Source organism: Pseudomonas plecoglossicida NBRC 103162 = DSM 15088, assembly GCF_000730665.1.
Taxonomy (GTDB): domain Bacteria; phylum Pseudomonadota; class Gammaproteobacteria; order Pseudomonadales; family Pseudomonadaceae; genus Aquipseudomonas; species Aquipseudomonas plecoglossicida.
Genome location: NZ_BBIV01000022.1, coordinates 48,229 through 67,159, shown reverse-complemented (window position 1 = coordinate 67,159; position 18,931 = coordinate 48,229). Strand labels below are relative to the sequence as shown.

The window sequence follows — 18,931 nt, the reverse complement described above, 5'->3', positions numbered from 1 at the left end:
CGCTTCAGTCGATCACCCGATCAGCTCGAGCGCCTGCTCCCGGCTCAATGGCCGCTTCATCCGTTGCGACAACAGCGCCATGGCATCCGAGTAGCCCTTGGCGATGATCGCCTCGACCTGCTCGCCGATGCACTGCAAGGCAATGAAGTCGCCGTGCTCCGGTTCGCCGACGAACGTTATCTGGTCCCAGTGCTGCGCATGCCCGAGCACTTCATACGTGCGCCCGTGCTGGTAGGTCCAGAAGAAGGGTACGTCGTCGTAGCGGCGCTGCTGTCCAAGCATGTTGGCCGCGGCGATCACCCCGTGCTGTTGTGCCAGGCGCCAGTGCTCGATGCGCACCGGCTGGCCGGCGAGGGGAAAGCGCGCGATATCGCCGGCGGCCCACAAACCGTCGGCGGCGCGCAACTCGGCGTCCACCTGCAAGGCGCCATCGCTGTGCAGCGGCACGCCCTGGACGAAGGCGGTCGCGGGCTTGACCCCAGTGCCCAGCAGCACCAGAGCAGCAGGCAGCGTTTCGCCATTGGCCAGCAGCACGGCGTCGACCTGCCCCTCGCCGGCGAAGCGCACGATTTCGGTAGGGCCATGGAATACCACGCCCTTGCGTTCATGCAGTTCGCGGATGCAACGGCCGATACGCTCGCCCAGCTGTTTGGCCAGAGGCACCGCGTGGCGCGTCACCACATGCACCTGGGCGCCATACTTGCGCAGGGCCGAGGCGGCCTCCAGGCCAATGAAACCATCGCCGACGATCACTACCGGCTGGCCGGGCTCGGCAGCATCGAGCAGGCGCGCCGCGTCTTCGCGCGAGCGCAGCGTCATCACACCTGCCAGGTCGGCACCGGGAATGTCGGGGCGTTGCGGCTTGCCCCCGGTAGCCAGCAGTGCAGCGTCATAGTCGATGCGCTGGCCGTCAGCGAGGGTGATCTGGCGCTTGCCCGCATCCAGCGTGCGCACCTTGCCGACGCGCCGCTCAAGATGGCCCTGGCGCAGCTGCTCGGCTTCTAGCAGTGCGGGCACTTCGTCTGCGAGCATCTGCCCGGCAATCACGAATTTGCTCAAGGCAGTGCGGTCGTAGGCAGGTTGCCGCTCCTGGTCGATCCAGACCAGCTTGCCGGCGAAGCCGTTGGCCAACAACGTGGCCACCGCCGCGGAACCTGCGGCACCGGCACCGACCACGACGAAGCAGCGGGCATCGCTGTGGCGGGGTGCGTCGGCGCGTGCCAGGGGTTGATCGTCGACCCAGACCTGGCCCTCCTTGACCCACGCCTTGTAACGGCGCAGGTCGACGAGCGCTGGCGGCTCGCACACGGCGCCTTCGTCGACGGCAAAGGCGGCCTTGTGCCAAGGGCACACCAACAGGCCGTTGCAGAGCACACCTTCTTCCAGCGGGGCGCCGGCATGCGGGCAGTTGGCCTGGTAGGCATGCACCTGGTCGCCCTGGCGGATCAGGATCAGTTCTTCGCTGCCAGCCTGGACGCGCAAGGGGCGCTTGGGGTCGAGCTGGTCGAGGCGGGCCACGGCGTGCTGGGTCATGGGGAGTCTCCAAAGGGGGCTTTGGAACCATTGGACGCCCGCGCTCTGGAAGGGATGCGTTGATCTGACGATCGGCGGAGGGCTTATCGCCGGCAAGCCGGCTCCCACAGGTAAACCACAGGCCTGGGTGGGAGCCGGCATGCCGAGGTTCAATTGCCCCGAACAGCCTGCATCGCACCGGCGCGGGTAACCCGCAGGGCCACCAGGCTACCCAGCACGATCAAGGCGGCCAGCGAATACAGCGCGGCATCGGTCGAACCGGTCTGGTCCTTGATGAAGCCGACCAGGTAAGGGCTGAGGAATCCTGCCATCTGGCCCACCGAGTTGATGATCGCCAGGCCCGCCACGGCGCGCTGGCACTGAGCAGCGCGGTCGGCATCGGCCAGAACATCGGCAGGCCGGTGAGGGCGCCCATGGTGGCGATCGACAGGCCGAGGATGGCGATGGTCGGGTTGCCGGCGAAGTTGACGGCGATCAGCAGGCCGAGCGCGCCCATCAGCATCGGTACCACGAGATGCCAGCGGCGTTCGTTGCGCAGGTCCGCCGAGCGGCCGCAGAGGATCATGAAGACACCGGCCAGCAGGTACGGAATGGCACTCAGCCAGCCGATCAGCAGCGGGTTGTCGAAGCCCATGTTCTTGATGATCGACGGCAGCCAGAAGTTGATCGCGTAGACACCGCTCTGAATGCAGAAGTAGACGAAGCCAAAGGTCCAGATCAGTGGGTTGGTCAGCACTCCGAGCACGCTGTCGCCGGTGGTGTTGGGTTTGCTCGCGGCGTCGGCCGCCAGGTCGGTAGCGATCAACTGACGTTCGGCAGGGCTCAGCCAGGCAGCTTTCTGGTAGCCGTCGCTGAGCAGGCCGATGGCCAGGACGCCCAGCGCCACGGTCGGCAGGCCCTGGATCAGGAACATCCACTGCCAGCCGGCCAGGCCATGCTGGCCGGCGGCGAAGTGCTGCAGGATCCAGCCGGAGAACGGCCCGCCCCGTGCCTGTTCGAACTGCGTGCCGGGCCGCCCAGCGAAACCTTGGCGGCCTGGTTGATGAACCGCTACCCGGACAGCTGGTGCGTCAGCCCGGCCCGGGATTCGCTGCTGTGGTGTCGGCCGGCCGGGCCCGTGCTCGACGAAGAGCGCCTGGTCGAACGCCTGCTGCGAGGCGGCTGGGAAGTCGAGCGTCTGGCATTGGGTAATCCGGCACAAAGCCTGGAACAGCTGCGCCGCGGTTACCGGCGGTTGCGCGATCTGCTTGCCTATGGCCGCGAAGTGCTGCCCGGCCAGCAGTTGTTGAGCCTCGCCCGCTACCGCCTGCCAGCGCTGCTCTGGCGCCACCGCAACGAAGATGCGCTGGACGAGTTGCTGGAACCGCTGCAGCGCGTCCGCGCCAAGGACGCCAGCGGGCAGTTGCTTGCGACGCTGCGCGCCTGGTGCGCGCACGATGGCCAGAGCCAGTCCTGTGCGGACGCCTTGGGCATCCACCGCAACAGCCTGCGCTACCGTCTGGAGCGCATTGCCGAGCTGAGCGAAGTCGACCCGCTGAGGCTGGAAGGGATGTTGAGCCTGTACCTTGGGTTGCAGTTGCTGCCAGCCGATTGAGCGCGCTCAATGGCATTTGCCCAATCAACCCGAGGGGCATTTTGTGCATCCGACCGAGGCCGTCGCATCAGCTAGCTGTCAGCATGCCGCTATCTGCTCAGGAGAAGCTCCATGAAAATCGTCATCGCCCCCGACTCGTTCAAGGACAGCCTCGACGCTGCCGGTGTCGCCCGCGCCATTGCCACGGGGCTGGCCGAAGCGTTGCCGGGTGCCGAACTGGTCGAATGCCCCATGGCCGATGGCGGTGAAGGCACCATGGAAGCGATTCTTGCGGCCAGCCACGGCGAACTGCGCCGTCAGACCGTGCGCGGGCCGTTGGGGCAGAGCGTAGAAGCTGGCTGGGGCTGGCTGGCGGACAGCCGCACGGCGATCATCGAGATGGCCCAGGCCAGCGGCATCCAGCTGGTGCCCAGCGGGCAGCGCGATGCCTGCCGCAGCAGCACCTGGGGCACCGGTGAGCTGATGGCGGCTGCGCTGGCTGCCGGGGCCCGGCGCATCGTGCTGGCGATAGGCGGCAGTGCTACCAACGATGGTGGCAGCGGCATGCTGCGAGCCTTGGGCCTGCGCTTGCTGGATGCCGACGGGCAACCCCTGGAAGAAGGCGGTCTGGCCCTGGCCAACCTGGCGCGTATCGATGCCAGCGACCTGGACCCTCGCTTGGCCGAGGTGCAGGTGGAAGTGGCGGCCGATGTCGACAACCCCCTGTGTGGGCCCAACGGCGCCTCGGCGATCTTTGGCCCGCAAAAGGGCGCAAACCCCGAGCAGGTGCAGGCGCTGGACCAAGCGCTGGGCCATTTTGCCGACCACTGCGCGCAATTGCTGGGTGAGGATGTGCGCGCATTTCCCGGTTGCGGCGCCGCAGGTGGCATGGGCTTTGCGGCCAAGGCCTTCATGGGGGCGCGATTCCGCCCGGGTGTCGAGGTGGTCGCCGAACTGGCCGGGCTCGATGCCCTGGTGCAAGGCGCGGACCTGGTGATTACCGGCGAAGGCCGCTTCGATGCCCAGACCTTGCGCGGCAAGACGCCCATGGGCGTAGCACGGGTTGCCAAGCGCCATGGCGTGCCGGTGGTGGTGCTGGCAGGGACGTTGGGTGAGGGCTACCAGCAGCTTTACGCCCACGGTATCGACGCCGCCTTCGCCCTGGCCAGCGGCCCGATGAGCCTGGAGCAGGCATGCGCCGATGCGCCGAGCCTGCTGCAAGCGCGGGCCAGCGACATCGCCCGTCTCTGGCGCATTGCCAGCCGGTGATAATGGTGCACGCCACGCACAGGGCTTGAAAAATACAAAGAATATCTTTGTCTGATATTCGCCGGGAAACAGCGGCGTTGCGCAATGAATACTGACGGAATCGGTCTGGAAATTCTGCCGGCCACCCTGTCGAAACAGCCGATTGATACGTTCGAACTATCACCGCCCCTCGCTAATTAGTATTTTACTTGGCCCCTCGGCTCGCCAATTCTCAGCGCCTCTTTTTCGCAGAGGGCGAGTCGATGCTAGTTCACTCCGACCAGGATTACGGCGTACTGGAGGCCGCGCAACGCGAACTTCAATTGCACGCGGGCCATGTTCCGGACGCCGGGTTTTACCAACGCAAGTTGCAGGCCGTCTGGGCGCGAGCACGGCAGAGCGCCCATTACGCCGCTATCGGCGATTACAGTTTCACCGCGTTCCGGCAATTGCCGCCAACCCCCAAGGCGCTGCTCAAGGCACAGCCACTGAGCTTCTGCACGGTGCAACTGGGCGAGGCGGCCAAGTACTACGCCACCACCGGCACCACCGGCGAGCCGACGCCCACGCCGCGGCTCAAGGCAGACATCATCTGGAACGCGGTCAGCGTCGCCAGCCACTGGCGCTCGGTGCTGCAGCCGGGCGCACGGGTGGCCAGCCTGATGCCGTCCGACGTGGTCCCGGTGGGGGACCTGATCGCCAATGTCTGCGAATACCTCGATGTGTCGCACGTGCGGCTGTACCCGTTCACCACCGGTATCACCGACTGGGAGCGGGTGTGCAGCACTTTCGCGACCTACCGGCCCAGCGTGATGTTCATCGCCCCCGGTGTGTTGGTGCAGCTGACCCGCTACCTGAAACAACGCGAGCTGTTGCAGACCTTCGCCCAGTCGGTGCGCTCGATCATGCTGCTCGGCGAGGTCAATACCCAGCCATTTCGTGAGCGCCTGGCCCGCTGGTGGCAGTGCGAGGTGTTCGACGCCAGCTACGGCAGCACCGAAACCGGCACCCTGGCAGCGGTGGGTGACGACCAGCAGCTGCGCCTGGCCACCGCGACCAACCATTTCGAACTGCAGTTGCCCGATGGCCGGCTGGTCACCCCGGCACAAGGCCTGACCGGGCGCCTGGTGGTCACACCGCTGAATCTCTATGCGCGCCCGCTGCTGCGCCTGGACACCGGTGACAGCGTGACCATCACCGGGCCCTGGGAGCCCGGCAGGCTCAGCCCGACGCTGCTGATCAATGGCCGCGACAGCGATAGCATCGTGGTGGGCGGCGTGGGCCTTGAGATCCGTGCGGTCGAGGAGGTGGTCTATGGCACCTGCGATGCCACCGGCTACATCATCGAGGTAGACCGGCAAAGCGACAGCGCCGCGTTGATTCTCGAACGTGACGTGACCTGGGACAGCAGCCAGGAAGTGTACCTGCAAGCGCAACTGATCGAGCGCGCCGAACAGCACATTGGCCTGCGCTGGAGCCGTGTAATGTTCGTCAACAACCTCTCGGCACTGAACAAGAGCGGGGCCTCGCAAAAGAGCTGGAAAAAGACCAACCTGCGTTTTGTCGGTGGCCAGCCGTGACCGCGCCGCGCTTCCCCGCAGGGCAGGGCCTGGGCAATGGCCAGCCGGATCTGTGGTGCACCTACGCAGCAATACGCAGCCTTGCCTGGGTCGGGCGACTGGGGCAGGTCGACGCCCCGGCGCTGCGCGGCTACATCCTGTCCCGGCGCAACCGTGATGGCGGTTTTGCCTGGAGCAAGGGCATGCCGTCCGATGCCTGGGCAACCTTCTACTGCACCGAAACGCTCAAGGACCTGGGGGTTGCGTTCGAACGGGCCGACGAGACGGCAGCCTGGCTCCATACGCTGTTCGATGGCGATGCCTACGCCATGTGCCCTGGCCAGACGGCCGATGTGTGGGCCAGCCACTATGCGCTGCGCACCCTGATCGAGGTGTGCCAGGGCCAGGTGAAGGACAGCGCACCTTTGTATGCCTGGCTGGAAGGCCTGCAATGCGCCAGTGGCGGCCTGAGCTGGTCCGCCGATTTCGCCCGGCGCAACCTGGCCGATACCCGTGCCTGCTTCTACGGTGTGATGGCGGCGCGGGCCCTCGAACGCCAGGGGCTGCCCGCGCCACGCTGGAACCTGCCTGGCCTGATCGGCTGGCTGCAGGCGCAGCAGATGGACTGTGGCGGCTTCCGCTTCAGTGAGGCCGCTGACATGCCGTGCCTCTGGGCGACCTATCGCGCCACCGCCAGCCTGGAGGCCTTGCAGGCGCAGCCGTTGGGCCGCCAGCAGTGCAGCGCCTGGATCGATGGCTTGCGTGGAGCGAGCGGTGCCTTCGTGCGTTGGTCCGGCTACGACGGGGAAGACGTCTGGGCCGCATTCTGCGCAGTGGGCTCGCTCAAGGCCCTGGGTGAGCCAGTTGCGCACCTGGCCGACGAGGTGGCGGCGTTCATTGCCACCTTGGCCATGCCCCAAGGGGGCTTCACCTATCGCCAGGCCGACACGGCTGCGGATGTACTGACCACGGCGGCGGCCGTGCTCGGAGGCGGATTGACGCCAGCGCAGGACGAGGCGGCGCTGCGCTGGATCGAAGGCTGCCAGATGCCCAACGAACCGGGCGTGATGTACATGCCGGGTCGCGGCGCCGAGGTCCGTTGCACCAACTGGGCCCTGGCAGCAGGTACATTCGCCGGCCAGCCTGGGCCTCGCAAGGCGATCGGCCAGTGGCTGGCGACGCTGCAGAACCCGGATGGAGGCTTCGGCTTCTGGGAAGGGCGCGGTTCTGACATGGTGTCCACCGCGTCGGCAGTGTCGATCGTGCGGCAACTTGGCGGCGATTGTGCCGTGAACCTGGTTGCCATCGAGCATTACATCGCAAGCTGCCAGCAGGGCGAAGGCCATGCCTCGTTCCCGCGTGGCGAAACGACGCTGCGCGCGGGCGTGCAGGCGTTGGGTTGCCTTGCCTGCATCGGCCACGATGTGACGCAGCGCGCTAGCCAATTGCTCGCGGCGCACAAGGTCCGCCAAGGCGGTTTCGCCAACCAGGGGCAGCGGATTCCCGACCTGCTCAGCACTTATCAGGCCATTGCCCTGGCCGCCGACCTCGGCCTGCCGGTCGATCTGCCGCACCTGCAGTTCTTCCTCGACAAGGTACGCAGCGCCGCTGGCCACGCCTGGTCACCGCTGTTCCTGCAAGGCGTCGACCCCCTGTCCAGCTGCCTGGGCCGCCTGCTCGAAGCCTACGCCGCAGGCCAGCGTCAACATCTGCCCAGCCTGCAGCTTTCGTAAGGAGCCGCCATGCCGACCCTCAGTGTTTCCTGCGCGCCCCTGCAACCGCTGGCGCGCAAGCACCTGGCCCTGGCCTTTACCCGCCAGCTCAAGCAGCTGGGCGCTGATACCGCCCACTGCATGGTGTTCTTCAACCCTTTGCCCGAAGGCTGCGTCTTCAGCGCCGGCATGCCGATGCCCATCGTCGACCGCCAGGGTGCACCGGCGCAGTTCCATGTGCGCATCACCCTGTCGGCGACGCGTGACCGGCTGGCTCACCAGGCGCTTGCCGAAGGCTTGCACGGCTGCCTGCGCACGTATTACCCGAATGCCTTCATCTACCTGCATTTCGATCCGATTCTGCCCGCGCACGTGTACTTCAGCGCCGGGGCGCAATTGACCAACGCTGCCCAACAAGGAAACACCGGCTCGTGAACGACCTCAGCATTGCACAGCGTATCCGCCAGGCCCTCGGCCAACTGCTCGGCGAACAGATCGACGCCATCGGGCCGGCCGACAGCTTCCGTGACTTTCTCGGCGAACGCTTCGACAGCCTCATGGCCGTCGAAGTGATCACCGCCATCGAGGGGGCCTTCGACATCGAGGTGGACTACCTCAGCGATGACGTGCGCTTCTGGTTCGAAACCCTGGAAAAGATGGCGCGGTTCGTCGAGCAGAAACAGGAAGACCAACTGACCCTGCGAGGTGCTCCGTGAACGGCGAGCATCTGTTCACCACCTCCGGCTCGACGGGGGCGCCGCGCCAATGGCTGCGCAGCCTTGCGCAGATGGAGCGCGAAGCAGCGCTGATTCTGGGCCGCTGGGCCCCGGATGCGCGGGAGATCTTCGCGTTCGCGCCAGTCAGCCACAGCTACGGCATGATCCTGGGCGAAGTCGGTGCGCGGGTGCTGGGTGCGCATCTGCAAAGCTGCTCGCTGGAGCAGCAGCGGCTGCCGGCGCTGGACGGCGAAGGGCCTTGCGTGATCCTTGCCATCGCCAGCACCTGGCGACTGTTGCCGGCGTTGCTGTCCCGCCTGGTCCCTCAGCGTGCGGTGCTGGTGGTGCACAGCGCTTCACTTTTGCCACCCGGGGCATTGGCCACGGTGCAGCGTCATGCGGGGCCGAACGTTCGCTTCCTCGAGCTGCTCGGCTCCACGGAAGCCGGCGCCATCGCCTTTCGCGAGCTGGACGCCCGCAGCAGCGCCGAACAGCCCTGGACGCTGCTGGACGATGTGCGCTTGCTCAGTGAGCCAGGGCAAGCCTGCGCACTCGAAATCGCCAGTCCACGTATTGCACGGGAGCACGGCCAAGTGGCCGCGCAGGCCACGCACCGCTGCGATGACCAGGTGCTGGCCCTGGACGCGCGCCGCTTCCAGTGGCTGGGCAGGGCCAGCAGCCTGATCAAGGTCAACGGCCTGCGCCTGGACCTGGCGCGCCTGGCCTGCGAACTCGGCCGGCTCCTCGATTGCCCGACGCTGACATGCGTGGCCGTGCGCGATGGCTTGCGCGGCGAAGCCTTCGAGGTGCTGTTCAGCAGCGCCTCGCTCAGCGAAACGGCGGTGCTGGACGCCTTCGCGCAATGGCCGCCCGGTCATCCGCGCCCGGTCGCGATACGCCGCGTCGACCGCCTGCCTTTATCCGCCACCGGCAAACCTCAGCCGTGGGCGGCCTCACTCTCTGTCAAGGAATACACCGATGACCCACGCTGATACCCAAGCCACCATCGCCCACTACCTGGCCAGCTGCGGCCCGGCCAACGACATGGGCCGCGAACAGCCGGCGTACCTCGGGCTGAGCCTGCGCAAACGTCACGCGCTGCTGCAGCGCACGCCCGGCCTTGCAGCCGAATGGGCAGCACAACATGACCAATGGTCCGTGCACGCCGACAGCCACTATCGTTGCCTGACGAGTAGCCGTGCAGTGGAGGCGCCCTGGTACCGGCTGGGGGTCAAGGACACGGTGGATGTCGCAGGCCTGCCGACCCGCCTGGGCCTGCGCAGCTACCGGCACTACCCGCAGCGCAGTGCCGAGGCGTTGACCTTCCTTGATCCGCGGGTCGCGTTGACCTGCAAGGTCGCCACCACCGAACTGAACATCGCCTTTGGCGCAGGGTGTCACAACCCGCATTTCCCGACCATCGACCCCTCGGGCTCCAGTACAGGCTCCGCAGTGTCGGTGGCCGCCGGCCTGTGCGACATCTCGCTGGGCACCGATGTGCTGGGCTCGGTGCGCTGGCCAGCGTCGCACTGCGGCATGGTCGGCCTGCGCATGACGCAGAAGGCGGCGAGCCTGGGTGGGGTATTCCCGCTGTCGCCGCGCATGGATGCCCTGGGGTGGGTGACCCGCAGCGCCGATGACCTCGACCTGCTGTTCCCGTTGCTGGGCCTTGAGCCGCTGCTTGGCCAGCAACAGCCACTCAAGGACACTTACCGGGTTGCCCTGCTCGAACACGCCCTGGACCCTTCGCTGACCAGCCCGGCGATGCTCGACATGCTCGGCCAGGCAGGCAACGCGCTGGCCGAGCTGGGCATGGCGCCCGGTGAAGTCGCCATGCCTGAGTTGTGGGCCTGCCGGGGCGACGCCTGGCAGTTGTGCGCGCGCGATGCCTGGTTGGCCTCGGCGGCCTGGATGCGTCGATTCGATTGCGAACTGCACTGGTCCACGCTCAGCGCGCTCAAGGTGGGCGAGGGCGTCGCTGATCGTGACTACCAGCGTATTCAGCAGCGCATGGACGGCATTCGCGGCGCAATCGATGCGTGGTTCGACGCTGCCCAGGTGGACTTCGTGGTGTTCCCGATGGACCCCAACCGGCCGTTCGATCGGCGCGACCCGCAACCCGGTGACTCGACCATCCCATCACCGGCCGATGAAGGCTACGCGCAAAAGCTCAGCTTCACCCCGCTTGCCAGCTTCAGCGGCCTGCCGGCGATCACCGTGCCGATCTGCCTGAGTCATGACGGCAAGGCGCCGCTGGCCGTGCAGATCATGGGGCGGCGCGACAGCGAACGGCAGTTGCTGGACATCGCCAAGCGCCTGCAGGCCGTGACCGGCCTGCTGCCAAGCCGTCGACTTCAGGTTTGAGGAGCGCAGCATGTGTGGAATCACAGGCTGGGTGGACTACACCCGCGACCTGACCCAGGCCGGCCAGGTGCTTGACGCCATGACCGATACGCTGGCCCTGCGCGGGCCGGACGCCAGCGGCAGCTGGCGACACCGCCATGCCCTGCTGGGGCATCGGCGCTTGGCGATCATCGACCTCGACGGCGGCGTGCAGCCGATGACCTACCGCTGTGCCAGCGGCGAGGAGATCGCCCTGGTCTACACCGGCGAGGTCTACAACCACGACCCACTGCGCGAGCGCTTGCGCAGCAAGGGCCACGTGTTCCATACCCGCAGCGACACCGAAGTGGTGCTGCACGCGTACCTGGAATGGGGTGAGCAGTGCTGCGAGCAGTTGACCGGCATGTTCGCCTTCGCCGTGTTCGACGGGCGTGACGGCCACTTGCTGCTGGTGCGTGATCGACTCGGGGTCAAGCCGCTGTACGTTGCCTGGCACCAGCAAGGTCTGCTGTTCGGTTCGGAAATCAAGGCGATCCTGGCCCACCCGGATTTCACCCGCGCGCTGGACAGGGTGGGCCTGGTGGATGCCCTGAGCCTGTCGCGTGGCAGCGTGCGCACGGCCCTGCGCGGCATCGACGAGCTGCCGCCGGGGCATCGATTGTCCTGGCGCCCCAATGGCCGGGCGAAGATCAGCCGCTACTGGCACCTGCAGCGGCGTGAGCACGCAGATACCCTGGCCACTACCGTGGCGCGTACCCGCGAGCTGCTGGACAGGGCCCTGGGCGAGCAGCTGCATGCCGATGTACCGTTGTGCTCGCTGCTCTCCGGCGGGCTGGATTCCACTGCCCTGACCGCCATGGCGCAGCAGCGCCTGGGCGCGGCGCAGAGCGGCAAGGTCAGCTCGTTCTCGGTGGACTTCGTCGGCCAGGCCGAGCAGTTCCAGAGCGATGCATTTCGCCCCGAGCGCGACCAGCCCTATGCCTTGGCCGCGGCCGCGCATATCGGCAGTCGGCACCAGACCATCCTGATCGACAACAGCGAGCTGGTGGGCGATGCCGCACGTCGGGCGGTGTACTGCGCCAACGACTCGCCCGCCACGTTCGGCGACGTCGACACCTCGCTGTACTTGCTGTTCAAGGCCATCCGGGTGCATTCCACGGTCGCCCTCTCGGGCGAGGCGGCGGACGAAGTGTTCGGCGGTTACGCCTGGTTCCGCGATCCCCAGGCACTGGGGGCGCCGCGTTTCCCGTGGCTGTCGCGCATGCAGTTGCTGCAGCCGGCGCTGGTTGCGCCTGACCTCAACCGCCACTGCGACTTCGTCCAATACCAGGACAGCTGCTACCACCAGGCGCTGGACAGCGTCGAGCATCTGCCGGGCGACAGCCCGCAGGAGCGGCGCATGCGCGCGCTGTGCCACATGCACCTGCAGCGTTGGTTGCCGATCCTGCTCGCGCGCAAGGACCGCCTGAGCATGGCCGCCAGCCTCGAAGTGCGGGTGCCGTTCACCGACCATGAACTGGTCGAGTATGTGTACAACGTACCGTGGGCGATCAAGGGCAAGGACGGGGAGGAGAAGTGGCTGCTCAAGCACGCCTGTGCCGACCTGCTGCCACCAGCGGTGCTCAAGCGGCGCAAGAGCCCGTATCCGACCTCGGCGAACCAGGCGTACGAGCAGTTCTTGCGTGGGCGGGTCGGGCAATTGTTGGGCGAGCCAGGCAACCCGGTGTTCGAGTTCATCGACCGGGCTCGCCTGGCGGCTGAGCTGCAGCAGGCCGCAGGGCACTTCAATTCGCAGTTGCGGCGCAACAACCTGGAAACGGCGCTGGCATTGGCCGCCTGGTTGCGCGAGTACCGCTTAGCGGTGTAACTCGGGCAGCTCGACGCCATCCAGGATCACCGGGTTCTGGATGGTGTCGATAAAGCGCCGTGGCGCACCCAGGTCGAGCATGGAGATGAAGCTGCCCAGGGCCGGGGAAGCGTTCTGCAGGTTCCAGTTCATGTACAGGCCCATGGTCGGCGTGGGCTGGTCCTTGATCGGGCGAATCGGGCGCAAGTGCACGCGGTCACGCAACGTGGAGTAGGCGATCGACTCCGGCACCAGGGCAACACCGAAGCCGCAGGCCACCAGGCCGATGAGGGTGTGGATCTGCGCCGCCTCCTGGACGATCCGGGGGTAGAAGCCTGCCGACTCGCACAGGGCTATCAGTTGGCTGTGGTAGCCGCTGCCCAGTGCCTGCGGGGTGAACACGAAGTCTTCTTCGGCGAATTCGCGCAGGTCGACCAGCGCATGCTGCGCCTTGGGGTGGCTGGTGGGCAGGGCCATGACGATCTGCTCGTTGAGCAGCAGGCGCGATTCGATGGTGTCGGGCGGCATGGGCAGCTTGCGCATGAAACCGATGTCCGCCTCGCCGGCCATCAAGGCCTTGGCCTGGGAGGCCGACGGCATCTCGCGGATGGTCAGGCGCACATTCGGGTAGATTTCGCGAAAGCGCTTAAGGGTCGTGAGCAGCGACTCGTAGTAGGCGATGGAAATGGCGGTGATGGTCAGCTTGCCGCAGATGCCTTCAGAGACGTTGCGTGCGTACTCGATGCCTTGTTCCAGTTCCTTGAGCGTGCGGTAGGCGGTTTCCAGGAACGCCGCGCCTGCTGCGGTGAGCTTGACCCCGCGCTTGTTGCGCAGAAACAGGCTGAAGCCGAGCTTCTCTTCGAGTCGGTTGATCGCCTGGCTCAGGGGTGGCTGCGCCATGTGCAGCCGAATGGCTGCCTTGTGAAAGTGCAGTTCCTCGGCCACGGCGATGAACTGCCTGAGCAAACGTGTCTCGATCATTCCATGTTCCTTCATCGAGTCGAGCGGGGCCAGAAAAGCGCTCTCCGACGCGCGGCCGTGAAACACGGCCATGATATAGCGACGACGGCTCTGGTGATATCTGGCAGATATCAAAGTTGCATGCTTTTAATATTAAGTCATTGATTTTTTTGTTGTTATCGTAAAAAGGAGAATTCGAAGAGCTTCACGATGCCAAGTACAGACCCGTTCAAGAACAAAGTGGCCATCGTCACCGGCGCAGCCCAGGGCCTGGGGCTGGACTATGCGGCGGCCCTGGCCGCGCGTGGCGCCCGCGTGGTCATCAGCGACCTGGGTACCGATCGGTCGGGCGAAGGGCAGGACCCGGCGGCGGTCAGCGTTGCCCTGCAAACCCTGAAGGACAAGGGCTTTGACGTGGTTGCCCATGTGGGCCAGCTGGAAAACGAAGACGCGTGCCGGCAACTGGTCGAGCTGGCCATCGAACATTTCGGCGCGCTGGACATCCTCATCCACAACGCCGGCTGGGTCGACTACCAAGGCATCGAAACCCAGGAACAGGCATTCCTCGATCGCGCCCTGGGCATCAGCGTGCACGCGCCGGTTTGGCTCGCCAAGCATGCCTGGAAGCACCTGAAGGCCTCGGCGGCCCCGCGCATCGTCCTGACGACCTCCGACCGGGCCATGTACCAGCGCTATTCGCAGCCTGGGCTGGTGGCCTATTCGGCGGGCAAGATGGCCCAGGTCGGCATCATGAATGCCCTGAGCATGGAGGGGCTGGCGAACGGTATCCTGGTCAACGCGATCTCGCCGGTGGCCAAGACACGCATGTGGGGCGTGACGCTGCCGCCTGAAGAACTCAAGCCCGGATGGGTCACGCCGGGCGTGCTCTACCTGGCCAGTGCGTTGTGCCGCGACACCGGTTACATCCTGCGCGCCAGCAATGGCCAGTTCACCGCCACCCGCTTCAGCGAGAACAGCGGCGTCAGCTACCCACGCGACCTGGCACGGGTCGAGGCCTCCAGCCTGGCCGAAGTCGCCGAGCGCTGGAGCCGCATCAAGGAATGCCACTACCTGCCGTTCAAGGTCGCCAACACCCGCGCCGACCTCGGCGAAAGCCCGGTCTGGGATGCCCGCAACGGCGTCCTGTACTTCGTCGACATCACCGGTGGGCGAATTCATCGGCTGCTGCCCGATGGCGAGGTGGAGGTGCTGTACGAGTCCGCTGCGCGGATCGGTGCACTGGCATTGACCGATGAGGGCAACCTGATCTTCACCGAAGACGCCAGCGTGGCCATTCTCGACGTCGCGTCGGGCAGGGTACGGCAGTATTCCGCATCGGTGCACCACCGTTCCGGCTACCGTTTCAACGACGGTGCCTGCGACCCGCAGGGGCGCTTCGTCACCGGTCTGATGGACGAAGCGCCCAGCGGCAAGACAGGCGCGTTGTTCCGTTTCGATGGCGAGCTCAATGACGAGGTGATCCACGACGGCTTGGCGTTGCCAAATGGTATGGCCTGGTCGCAGGACGGCAAGACGCTGTTCTTCGTCGATTCGGCGAGCCGTTCGATCTACAGCGCCGAGTACCTGGAAGAGGGCCGCCTGGAGCACGTCGAGCTGTTCGCCGAGACGCCTGCAGAACTGGGCCGCCCCGATGGCATCGCGTTGGACTGCGAAGGCGGGCTGTGGGTCTGCCAGTTCAATGGCAGCTGCCTGCTGCGTTATGACCGCCACGGGCACCTGACCGACCAGGTGGTGCTGCCGGTGCCACGCCCGACCAGTTGCTGCTTCGGTGGGGTGGCCATGGATACGCTGTACATCACCACCGCGCGCGTCGGCATGTCACCTGCGCAACTGCGCCACTATCCGGATGCCGGCGACCTCTACGCCATTCGCCCGGAAGTGGCGGGAATCACCCGTTTTCCGTTCAAGGAATGAGGCGTTGGTCCTGGCTGGCCGGTAGCACGGCCAGCTCACCAAAGCGCTGTGCCGAGTCGATGTAGCGCAGCGCGGATTTGGCGTCTTTCCAACCCACGTAGCTCATCAGCGATTTCAACTCCCAGCCGTTGGCAGTGGCCCAGGTGGCGAAGCCGCGGCGCAGGGAGTGGCCGGTGTAAAGTGCAGCAGGCACCCCGGCGCGTTCGAGCATGCGCCGCAGCAGGCCGACCAGGCTGTTACTGTTGAGCGCGGTGTCGCCGAGGTTGCCCCAGCGGTCGAGCTTGCGGAACACCGGGCCCTGGGCGATGCCGGCGACTTCGATCCATTGCAGGTAGGCGGTGACCGGGCACAGCGCCTTGAGCGCCGGTGTACGGTGTTGAACGCCCAGTGCTTCGCGGTCGCCCTTGCTGCGCGGCAGGAACAGGGTGATGCCGACACCAGCTTCGGCCTGGATATGCTCGATGCGCAAGCGCGCCAGTTCGTCACCGCGAAAGCCTCGCCAGAAGCCCAGCAACAGCAAGGCCGTGTCGCGGCGGGCGCGGCGCAGGGCGGGCAGGTCGTGGCATTCGCGCGCCTGGCGGGCCTCTTCCTCGAAGCGCTCCACGGCGGTCTGCAGGTGTTGCAGCAGCAAGGGGGCGGCCTGTCTTGGTGGGGTCGGGTGCAGGGTGCGGATGCCACGCAGTACCTGGTCGATGAAGCGGTCGGGGTAGAGCAACCCGAATTCGGGGTGGTCCCATCGCACCAACGCTTCATAGCCCAGTACCCGCTGGGTGTCGAGGCGGATCTGCGGCTGGTAGTGGAGTACGAACTGGCGAGCGGTCAAGGCACTGCCAAAGGCCTGCTCCAGGGTGAAAGCCTGGATATCGGAGAGGTTCAGCGAAGGGTCGAAGAAGCGGTACTGGGCACGCCCGGCCTGCTTGGCGGAGTACATGGCGGCGTCGGCGAAGCGGATCAGGCTGTCGATCTCCTGTCCGTCGCGGGGGCAGATACTGACGCCGACACTGGGGCTGGTGTTGACCTCCTGGCCATCGAGGGCATAGGTGGCCGAGAGTTTCTGCACCAGATCGCGCACCCAGGCATTGATCTGTTCCTCGCTGCGCTCGCCCGCCAGCAGCACGACGAACTCGTCGCCGCCAAAGCGCGAGGCTTCGTCTCCGGGTTCCAGCAGGCGCTGGATGCGCCCTGCCACGGCTTGCAGCAGCAGGTCGCCGACCTTGTGCCCGAGCGAGTCGTTGATCGACTTGAAACGGTCCATGTCGATGAACAGGATCGCCATCAACTGGCGCTTGCCCCGCTGCCGGGTCAGGGCGTGTCCGGCGACTTCGACGAACTGGCGGCGGTTGTGCAGGCCACTGAGGTGGTCGGTGGCGGCGGCGTGACTGCTGCGCCGGTGTTCGTCTTCCAGGCGCCCGATCAGTTGCTGGTTGACCTGTTGCGCGTGTTCCAGGGCACTGAAGGCCTCCTGGCGCTTGCGCAGCAGGCGCAAGGTCCAGGCCAGGCTGGCGAGGATCATCAGGGTCATGCTCAGGTTCAACCAGAACTGGCGTGTGTAGGCCAGTGCGGACGGGACCAGGATCTCGTCGAAACGTTGGCTGACGACCACGCTGAAACCGCGATCGGCAATACGGCGGTAGAGGCTCTGGTAGGGGCTGCCAGCGGCATACTGGGTAAGCTGCCCCGATGCCTGGCCGAGGCTTTGCAGGTCGGGTTCGAAGCTGTCGCCGGCCACCACCACGCCACTGCTGTCGATGCGCAGACGCTCCTCGCCGTCATCCTGCAGTAGGCGCATCAGCCCGCTGCTGCCCAGGTCGATGTGCTGGAACAGCACGGCCAGATAACCGATGTCCAGCTGCACCACGAGGATATGGTCGATCTCGCGACCTGGCAGGTCGGTCAAGGGCAACAGGAAGGGCAGGCGCCAGTTCGGCATGGCAGCGGGGTCGCTGTCTGGCACGATGCGCGGCAGGAACGGTTTGAAGCCATAGTGGGCAACGTGCAGGCTCAGTTGCTGCAACCAGTCTGCCGGCAGCTCGGTGGTTTCGTCGTTGTGGCTCGCCGAGAGCAGCCGCCCCTGGCGGTCATACAGGCTCATGCGCTTGAACACGGGGTCTTCGGCGAGCAGGCGGGCCAGGCTGAGGTTGTCCTGGCGCAGTCCCTTCATGTCGTCCTGGGTCACACGGCCCACCGCCTGGGCACGGTCGACCAACTGGCGCAGGCTTTCGGCAACCAGGCTTGCCAGGTTGAGGTGTTCGGCTGCCTTGGCCGATAGCGCGTCCTGGCGCGCAGCAGCCTTCTGGCTGAAGTGCAGCCCCCAGAGAAAGGTCAGGGTGGCCGCGCAGAGCATCAGGATCAACAGGCGCAAGAGGCCGGTGGAGGAGAGCGAACGGCGTATCACTGCTGGTATTCCCGACCCTGGGTAGTGGCCGAAAAAATACGACAGCCAGATGACAGGCTCATGACTGGTGGCGAATTGCCTTCAAGGCGTACCCCGATCTGCCAAGGGCGCCTGCAGCCGTGTGGTTTCCTCTGCCAGGTAACTGATCAGCGCGGTGACCTCGGCATCGCCCAGGCGCATGTTGGGCATGGCCAAGCGGTTGTACTGGTCGTAGAGCAGGGTGGCCAGGGGGTCCTTTTCTGCCAGCATCTGGTCCGGTTCCTTGAGCCAGCGGGACAGCCAGCGCGGATCACGCTGGGCGACCACGCCCAGCAGATCGGGGCCGATGCCGGGTTGACCTGGTTCGATGTTGCCGACGGTATGGCAGGACGAGCAGCGGGTGCGGAAGATCTGTTCGCCACTGCTGGGCGGGCGAATTTCCGGCGCGCTGGCGTAGTCGTTGGCGGTTGCGGTGGCCTGCTTCCAGTTGTGCAGGCTGTTGCCCAGGCGGTCGGCGAGGATGTAAGGGCTCTCGAAGGGCGAGGCTTTCATCCAGCGGCCGGTGGCCTGGTTGCCGATGATCAGGCTCAGGTTGTGGTCTTTCGAGCGGCCGTTTTCCAGGCCATCGATGTACAGGCCCAGGCGCCGGCGCAGTTGTTCGATGTCATCGGGCTCGCCCGTGAGCAGGGTCCAGCCGGGGCCGATACCGAACTTTTCGGCATAGCGCTTGAGGGTGGCGGGGGTGTCGTTGTAGGGGTCGATGCTGATGGAGTAGAGGAAGATGTCCTTGCCCACCCGGTCGCCGAGAATCTTCTGCACCTGGCGCAGGCGCGCGGTTTCCACCGGGCAGGAGTCGGAACAGCCGGTGAAGATGAAGTTGATGGCGACGACCTTGTCCTTGATCAGGTCGTCGAAGAAATGCACTTTCTCGCCGTCCTGGGTCAGTAGTGGGGTGTTGGGGAAGTAGTTGGCACCCCAGGGCGTTGCGGCCTCGACTTGAACCTGCGGCTGGGCCTGCAGGCCAGGCATGTGGGGCCAGTAGTGGACGCCGGCGGCGAACAGGGAGAGTGCGAGCAGAACACGCCATGAGCCGGTCATGATGCAGTCCTCATTGGGGCTTGTAGGGTTTGGT

At 66.0% G+C, this 18,931-nt stretch carries 13 protein-coding genes and 3 pseudogenes; 11 read left to right on the top strand and 5 right to left on the bottom strand.

Features of this window, described 5'->3' with window-relative positions:
• Positions 1-12: 12 nt before the first annotated feature.
• Together PPL01S_RS14705 and PPL01S_RS14700 are read right to left on the bottom strand one after the other, a co-directional pair.
• Positions 13-1,533, bottom strand: coding sequence for an FAD-dependent oxidoreductase (locus PPL01S_RS14705; protein ID WP_016391065.1), 1,521 nt, complete (start codon positions 1,531-1,533; stop codon positions 13-15).
• A gap of 149 nt (positions 1,534-1,682) precedes the next feature.
• Positions 1,683-2,518: pseudogene (locus PPL01S_RS14700) on the bottom strand (MFS transporter); the annotation flags it as partial.
• Between PPL01S_RS14700 and PPL01S_RS14695 the strand changes: the two are divergent.
• The 9 genes and pseudogenes from PPL01S_RS14695 to asnB all read left to right on the top strand — a co-directional run.
• Positions 2,519-3,127: pseudogene (locus PPL01S_RS14695) on the top strand (PucR family transcriptional regulator); the annotation flags it as partial.
• A gap of 111 nt (positions 3,128-3,238) precedes the next feature.
• A complete protein-coding gene (locus tag PPL01S_RS14690) occupies positions 3,239-4,375 on the top strand; it encodes a glycerate kinase (RefSeq protein ID WP_016391752.1) in 1,137 nt (378 codons plus the stop codon).
• A gap of 242 nt (positions 4,376-4,617) precedes the next feature.
• Positions 4,618-5,934: an AMP-binding protein gene (locus PPL01S_RS14685; protein ID WP_016391751.1), complete on the top strand. Its 1,317-nt coding sequence runs from the start codon at positions 4,618-4,620 to the stop codon at positions 5,932-5,934.
• Positions 5,931-7,646, top strand: coding sequence for a prenyltransferase/squalene oxidase repeat-containing protein (locus PPL01S_RS14680; RefSeq protein ID WP_016391750.1), 1,716 nt, complete (start codon positions 5,931-5,933; stop codon positions 7,644-7,646). The genes PPL01S_RS14685 and PPL01S_RS14680 overlap by 4 nt, the downstream gene beginning before the upstream one ends.
• 9 nt (positions 7,647-7,655) lie before the next feature.
• On the top strand, positions 7,656-8,060 hold the full coding sequence (locus PPL01S_RS14675) for a hypothetical protein (RefSeq protein WP_016391749.1): 405 nt from the start codon (positions 7,656-7,658) through the stop codon (positions 8,058-8,060).
• A complete protein-coding gene (locus PPL01S_RS14670; protein WP_016391748.1) occupies positions 8,057-8,341 on the top strand; it encodes an acyl carrier protein in 285 nt (94 codons plus the stop codon). The genes PPL01S_RS14675 and PPL01S_RS14670 overlap by 4 nt, the downstream gene beginning before the upstream one ends.
• Entirely contained in the window at positions 8,338-9,333 is a 996-nt protein-coding gene (locus PPL01S_RS14665) for an AMP-binding protein (RefSeq protein WP_016391747.1), read from the top strand. Before PPL01S_RS14670 ends, PPL01S_RS14665 begins: the two co-directional genes overlap by 4 nt.
• Entirely contained in the window at positions 9,320-10,705 is a 1,386-nt protein-coding gene (locus PPL01S_RS14660; RefSeq protein WP_016391746.1) for an amidase, read from the top strand. The genes PPL01S_RS14665 and PPL01S_RS14660 overlap by 14 nt, the downstream gene beginning before the upstream one ends.
• Before the next feature lie 10 nt (positions 10,706-10,715).
• Positions 10,716-12,551 (top strand): asparagine synthase (glutamine-hydrolyzing), encoded by a 1,836-nt coding sequence (asnB, locus tag PPL01S_RS14655; protein ID WP_028625911.1) that lies wholly within the window; start codon positions 10,716-10,718, stop codon positions 12,549-12,551.
• Here the strand turns inward: asnB and PPL01S_RS14650 are convergent.
• Positions 12,540-13,511, bottom strand: a complete 972-nt coding sequence (locus PPL01S_RS14650; RefSeq protein WP_016391744.1) for a LysR substrate-binding domain-containing protein — start codon at positions 13,509-13,511, stop codon at positions 12,540-12,542. The genes asnB and PPL01S_RS14650 overlap by 12 nt on opposite strands.
• 189 nt (positions 13,512-13,700) lie before the next feature.
• On the opposite strand from PPL01S_RS14650, the pseudogene PPL01S_RS25715 reads away from it, so the two are divergent.
• Positions 13,701-14,303: pseudogene (locus tag PPL01S_RS25715) on the top strand (SDR family NAD(P)-dependent oxidoreductase); the annotation flags it as partial.
• 12 nt (positions 14,304-14,315) lie between these two features.
• A complete protein-coding gene (locus PPL01S_RS25710) occupies positions 14,316-15,425 on the top strand; it encodes an SMP-30/gluconolactonase/LRE family protein (RefSeq protein WP_248694083.1) in 1,110 nt (369 codons plus the stop codon).
• On the opposite strand, the gene PPL01S_RS14640 is transcribed toward PPL01S_RS25710, so the two are convergent.
• On the bottom strand, positions 15,415-17,820 hold the full coding sequence (locus PPL01S_RS14640; protein ID WP_156042672.1) for a diguanylate cyclase domain-containing protein: 2,406 nt from the start codon (positions 17,818-17,820) through the stop codon (positions 15,415-15,417). The two genes, PPL01S_RS25710 and PPL01S_RS14640, sit on opposite strands and share 11 nt — an antisense overlap.
• Positions 17,821-17,901: 81 nt before the next feature.
• Positions 17,902-18,897, bottom strand: a complete 996-nt coding sequence (locus tag PPL01S_RS14635) for an SCO family protein (protein ID WP_028625909.1) — start codon at positions 18,895-18,897, stop codon at positions 17,902-17,904.
• Positions 18,898-18,931: the final 34 nt, after the last annotated feature.

Bases quoted from the DNA above. Each gene is read 5' to 3' on its own strand.
- PPL01S_RS14705 (WP_016391065.1), bottom strand. From the start codon at position 1,533: ATGACCCAGCACGCCGTGGCCCGCCTCGACCAGCTCGACCCCAAGCGC.
- PPL01S_RS14690 (WP_016391752.1), top strand. From the start codon at position 3,239: ATGAAAATCGTCATCGCCCCCGACTCGTTCAAGGACAGCCTCGACGCT.
- PPL01S_RS14685 (WP_016391751.1), top strand. From the start codon at position 4,618: ATGCTAGTTCACTCCGACCAGGATTACGGCGTACTGGAGGCCGCGCAA.
- PPL01S_RS14675 (WP_016391749.1), top strand. From the start codon at position 7,656: ATGCCGACCCTCAGTGTTTCCTGCGCGCCCCTGCAACCGCTGGCGCGC.
- PPL01S_RS14660 (WP_016391746.1), top strand. From the start codon at position 9,320: ATGACCCACGCTGATACCCAAGCCACCATCGCCCACTACCTGGCCAGC.
- asnB (WP_028625911.1), top strand. From the start codon at position 10,716: ATGTGTGGAATCACAGGCTGGGTGGACTACACCCGCGACCTGACCCAG.
- PPL01S_RS14650 (WP_016391744.1), bottom strand. From the start codon at position 13,511: ATGATCGAGACACGTTTGCTCAGGCAGTTCATCGCCGTGGCCGAGGAA.
- PPL01S_RS25710 (WP_248694083.1), top strand. From the start codon at position 14,316: ATGTGGGGCGTGACGCTGCCGCCTGAAGAACTCAAGCCCGGATGGGTC.
- PPL01S_RS14635 (WP_028625909.1), bottom strand. From the start codon at position 18,897: ATGACCGGCTCATGGCGTGTTCTGCTCGCACTCTCCCTGTTCGCCGCC.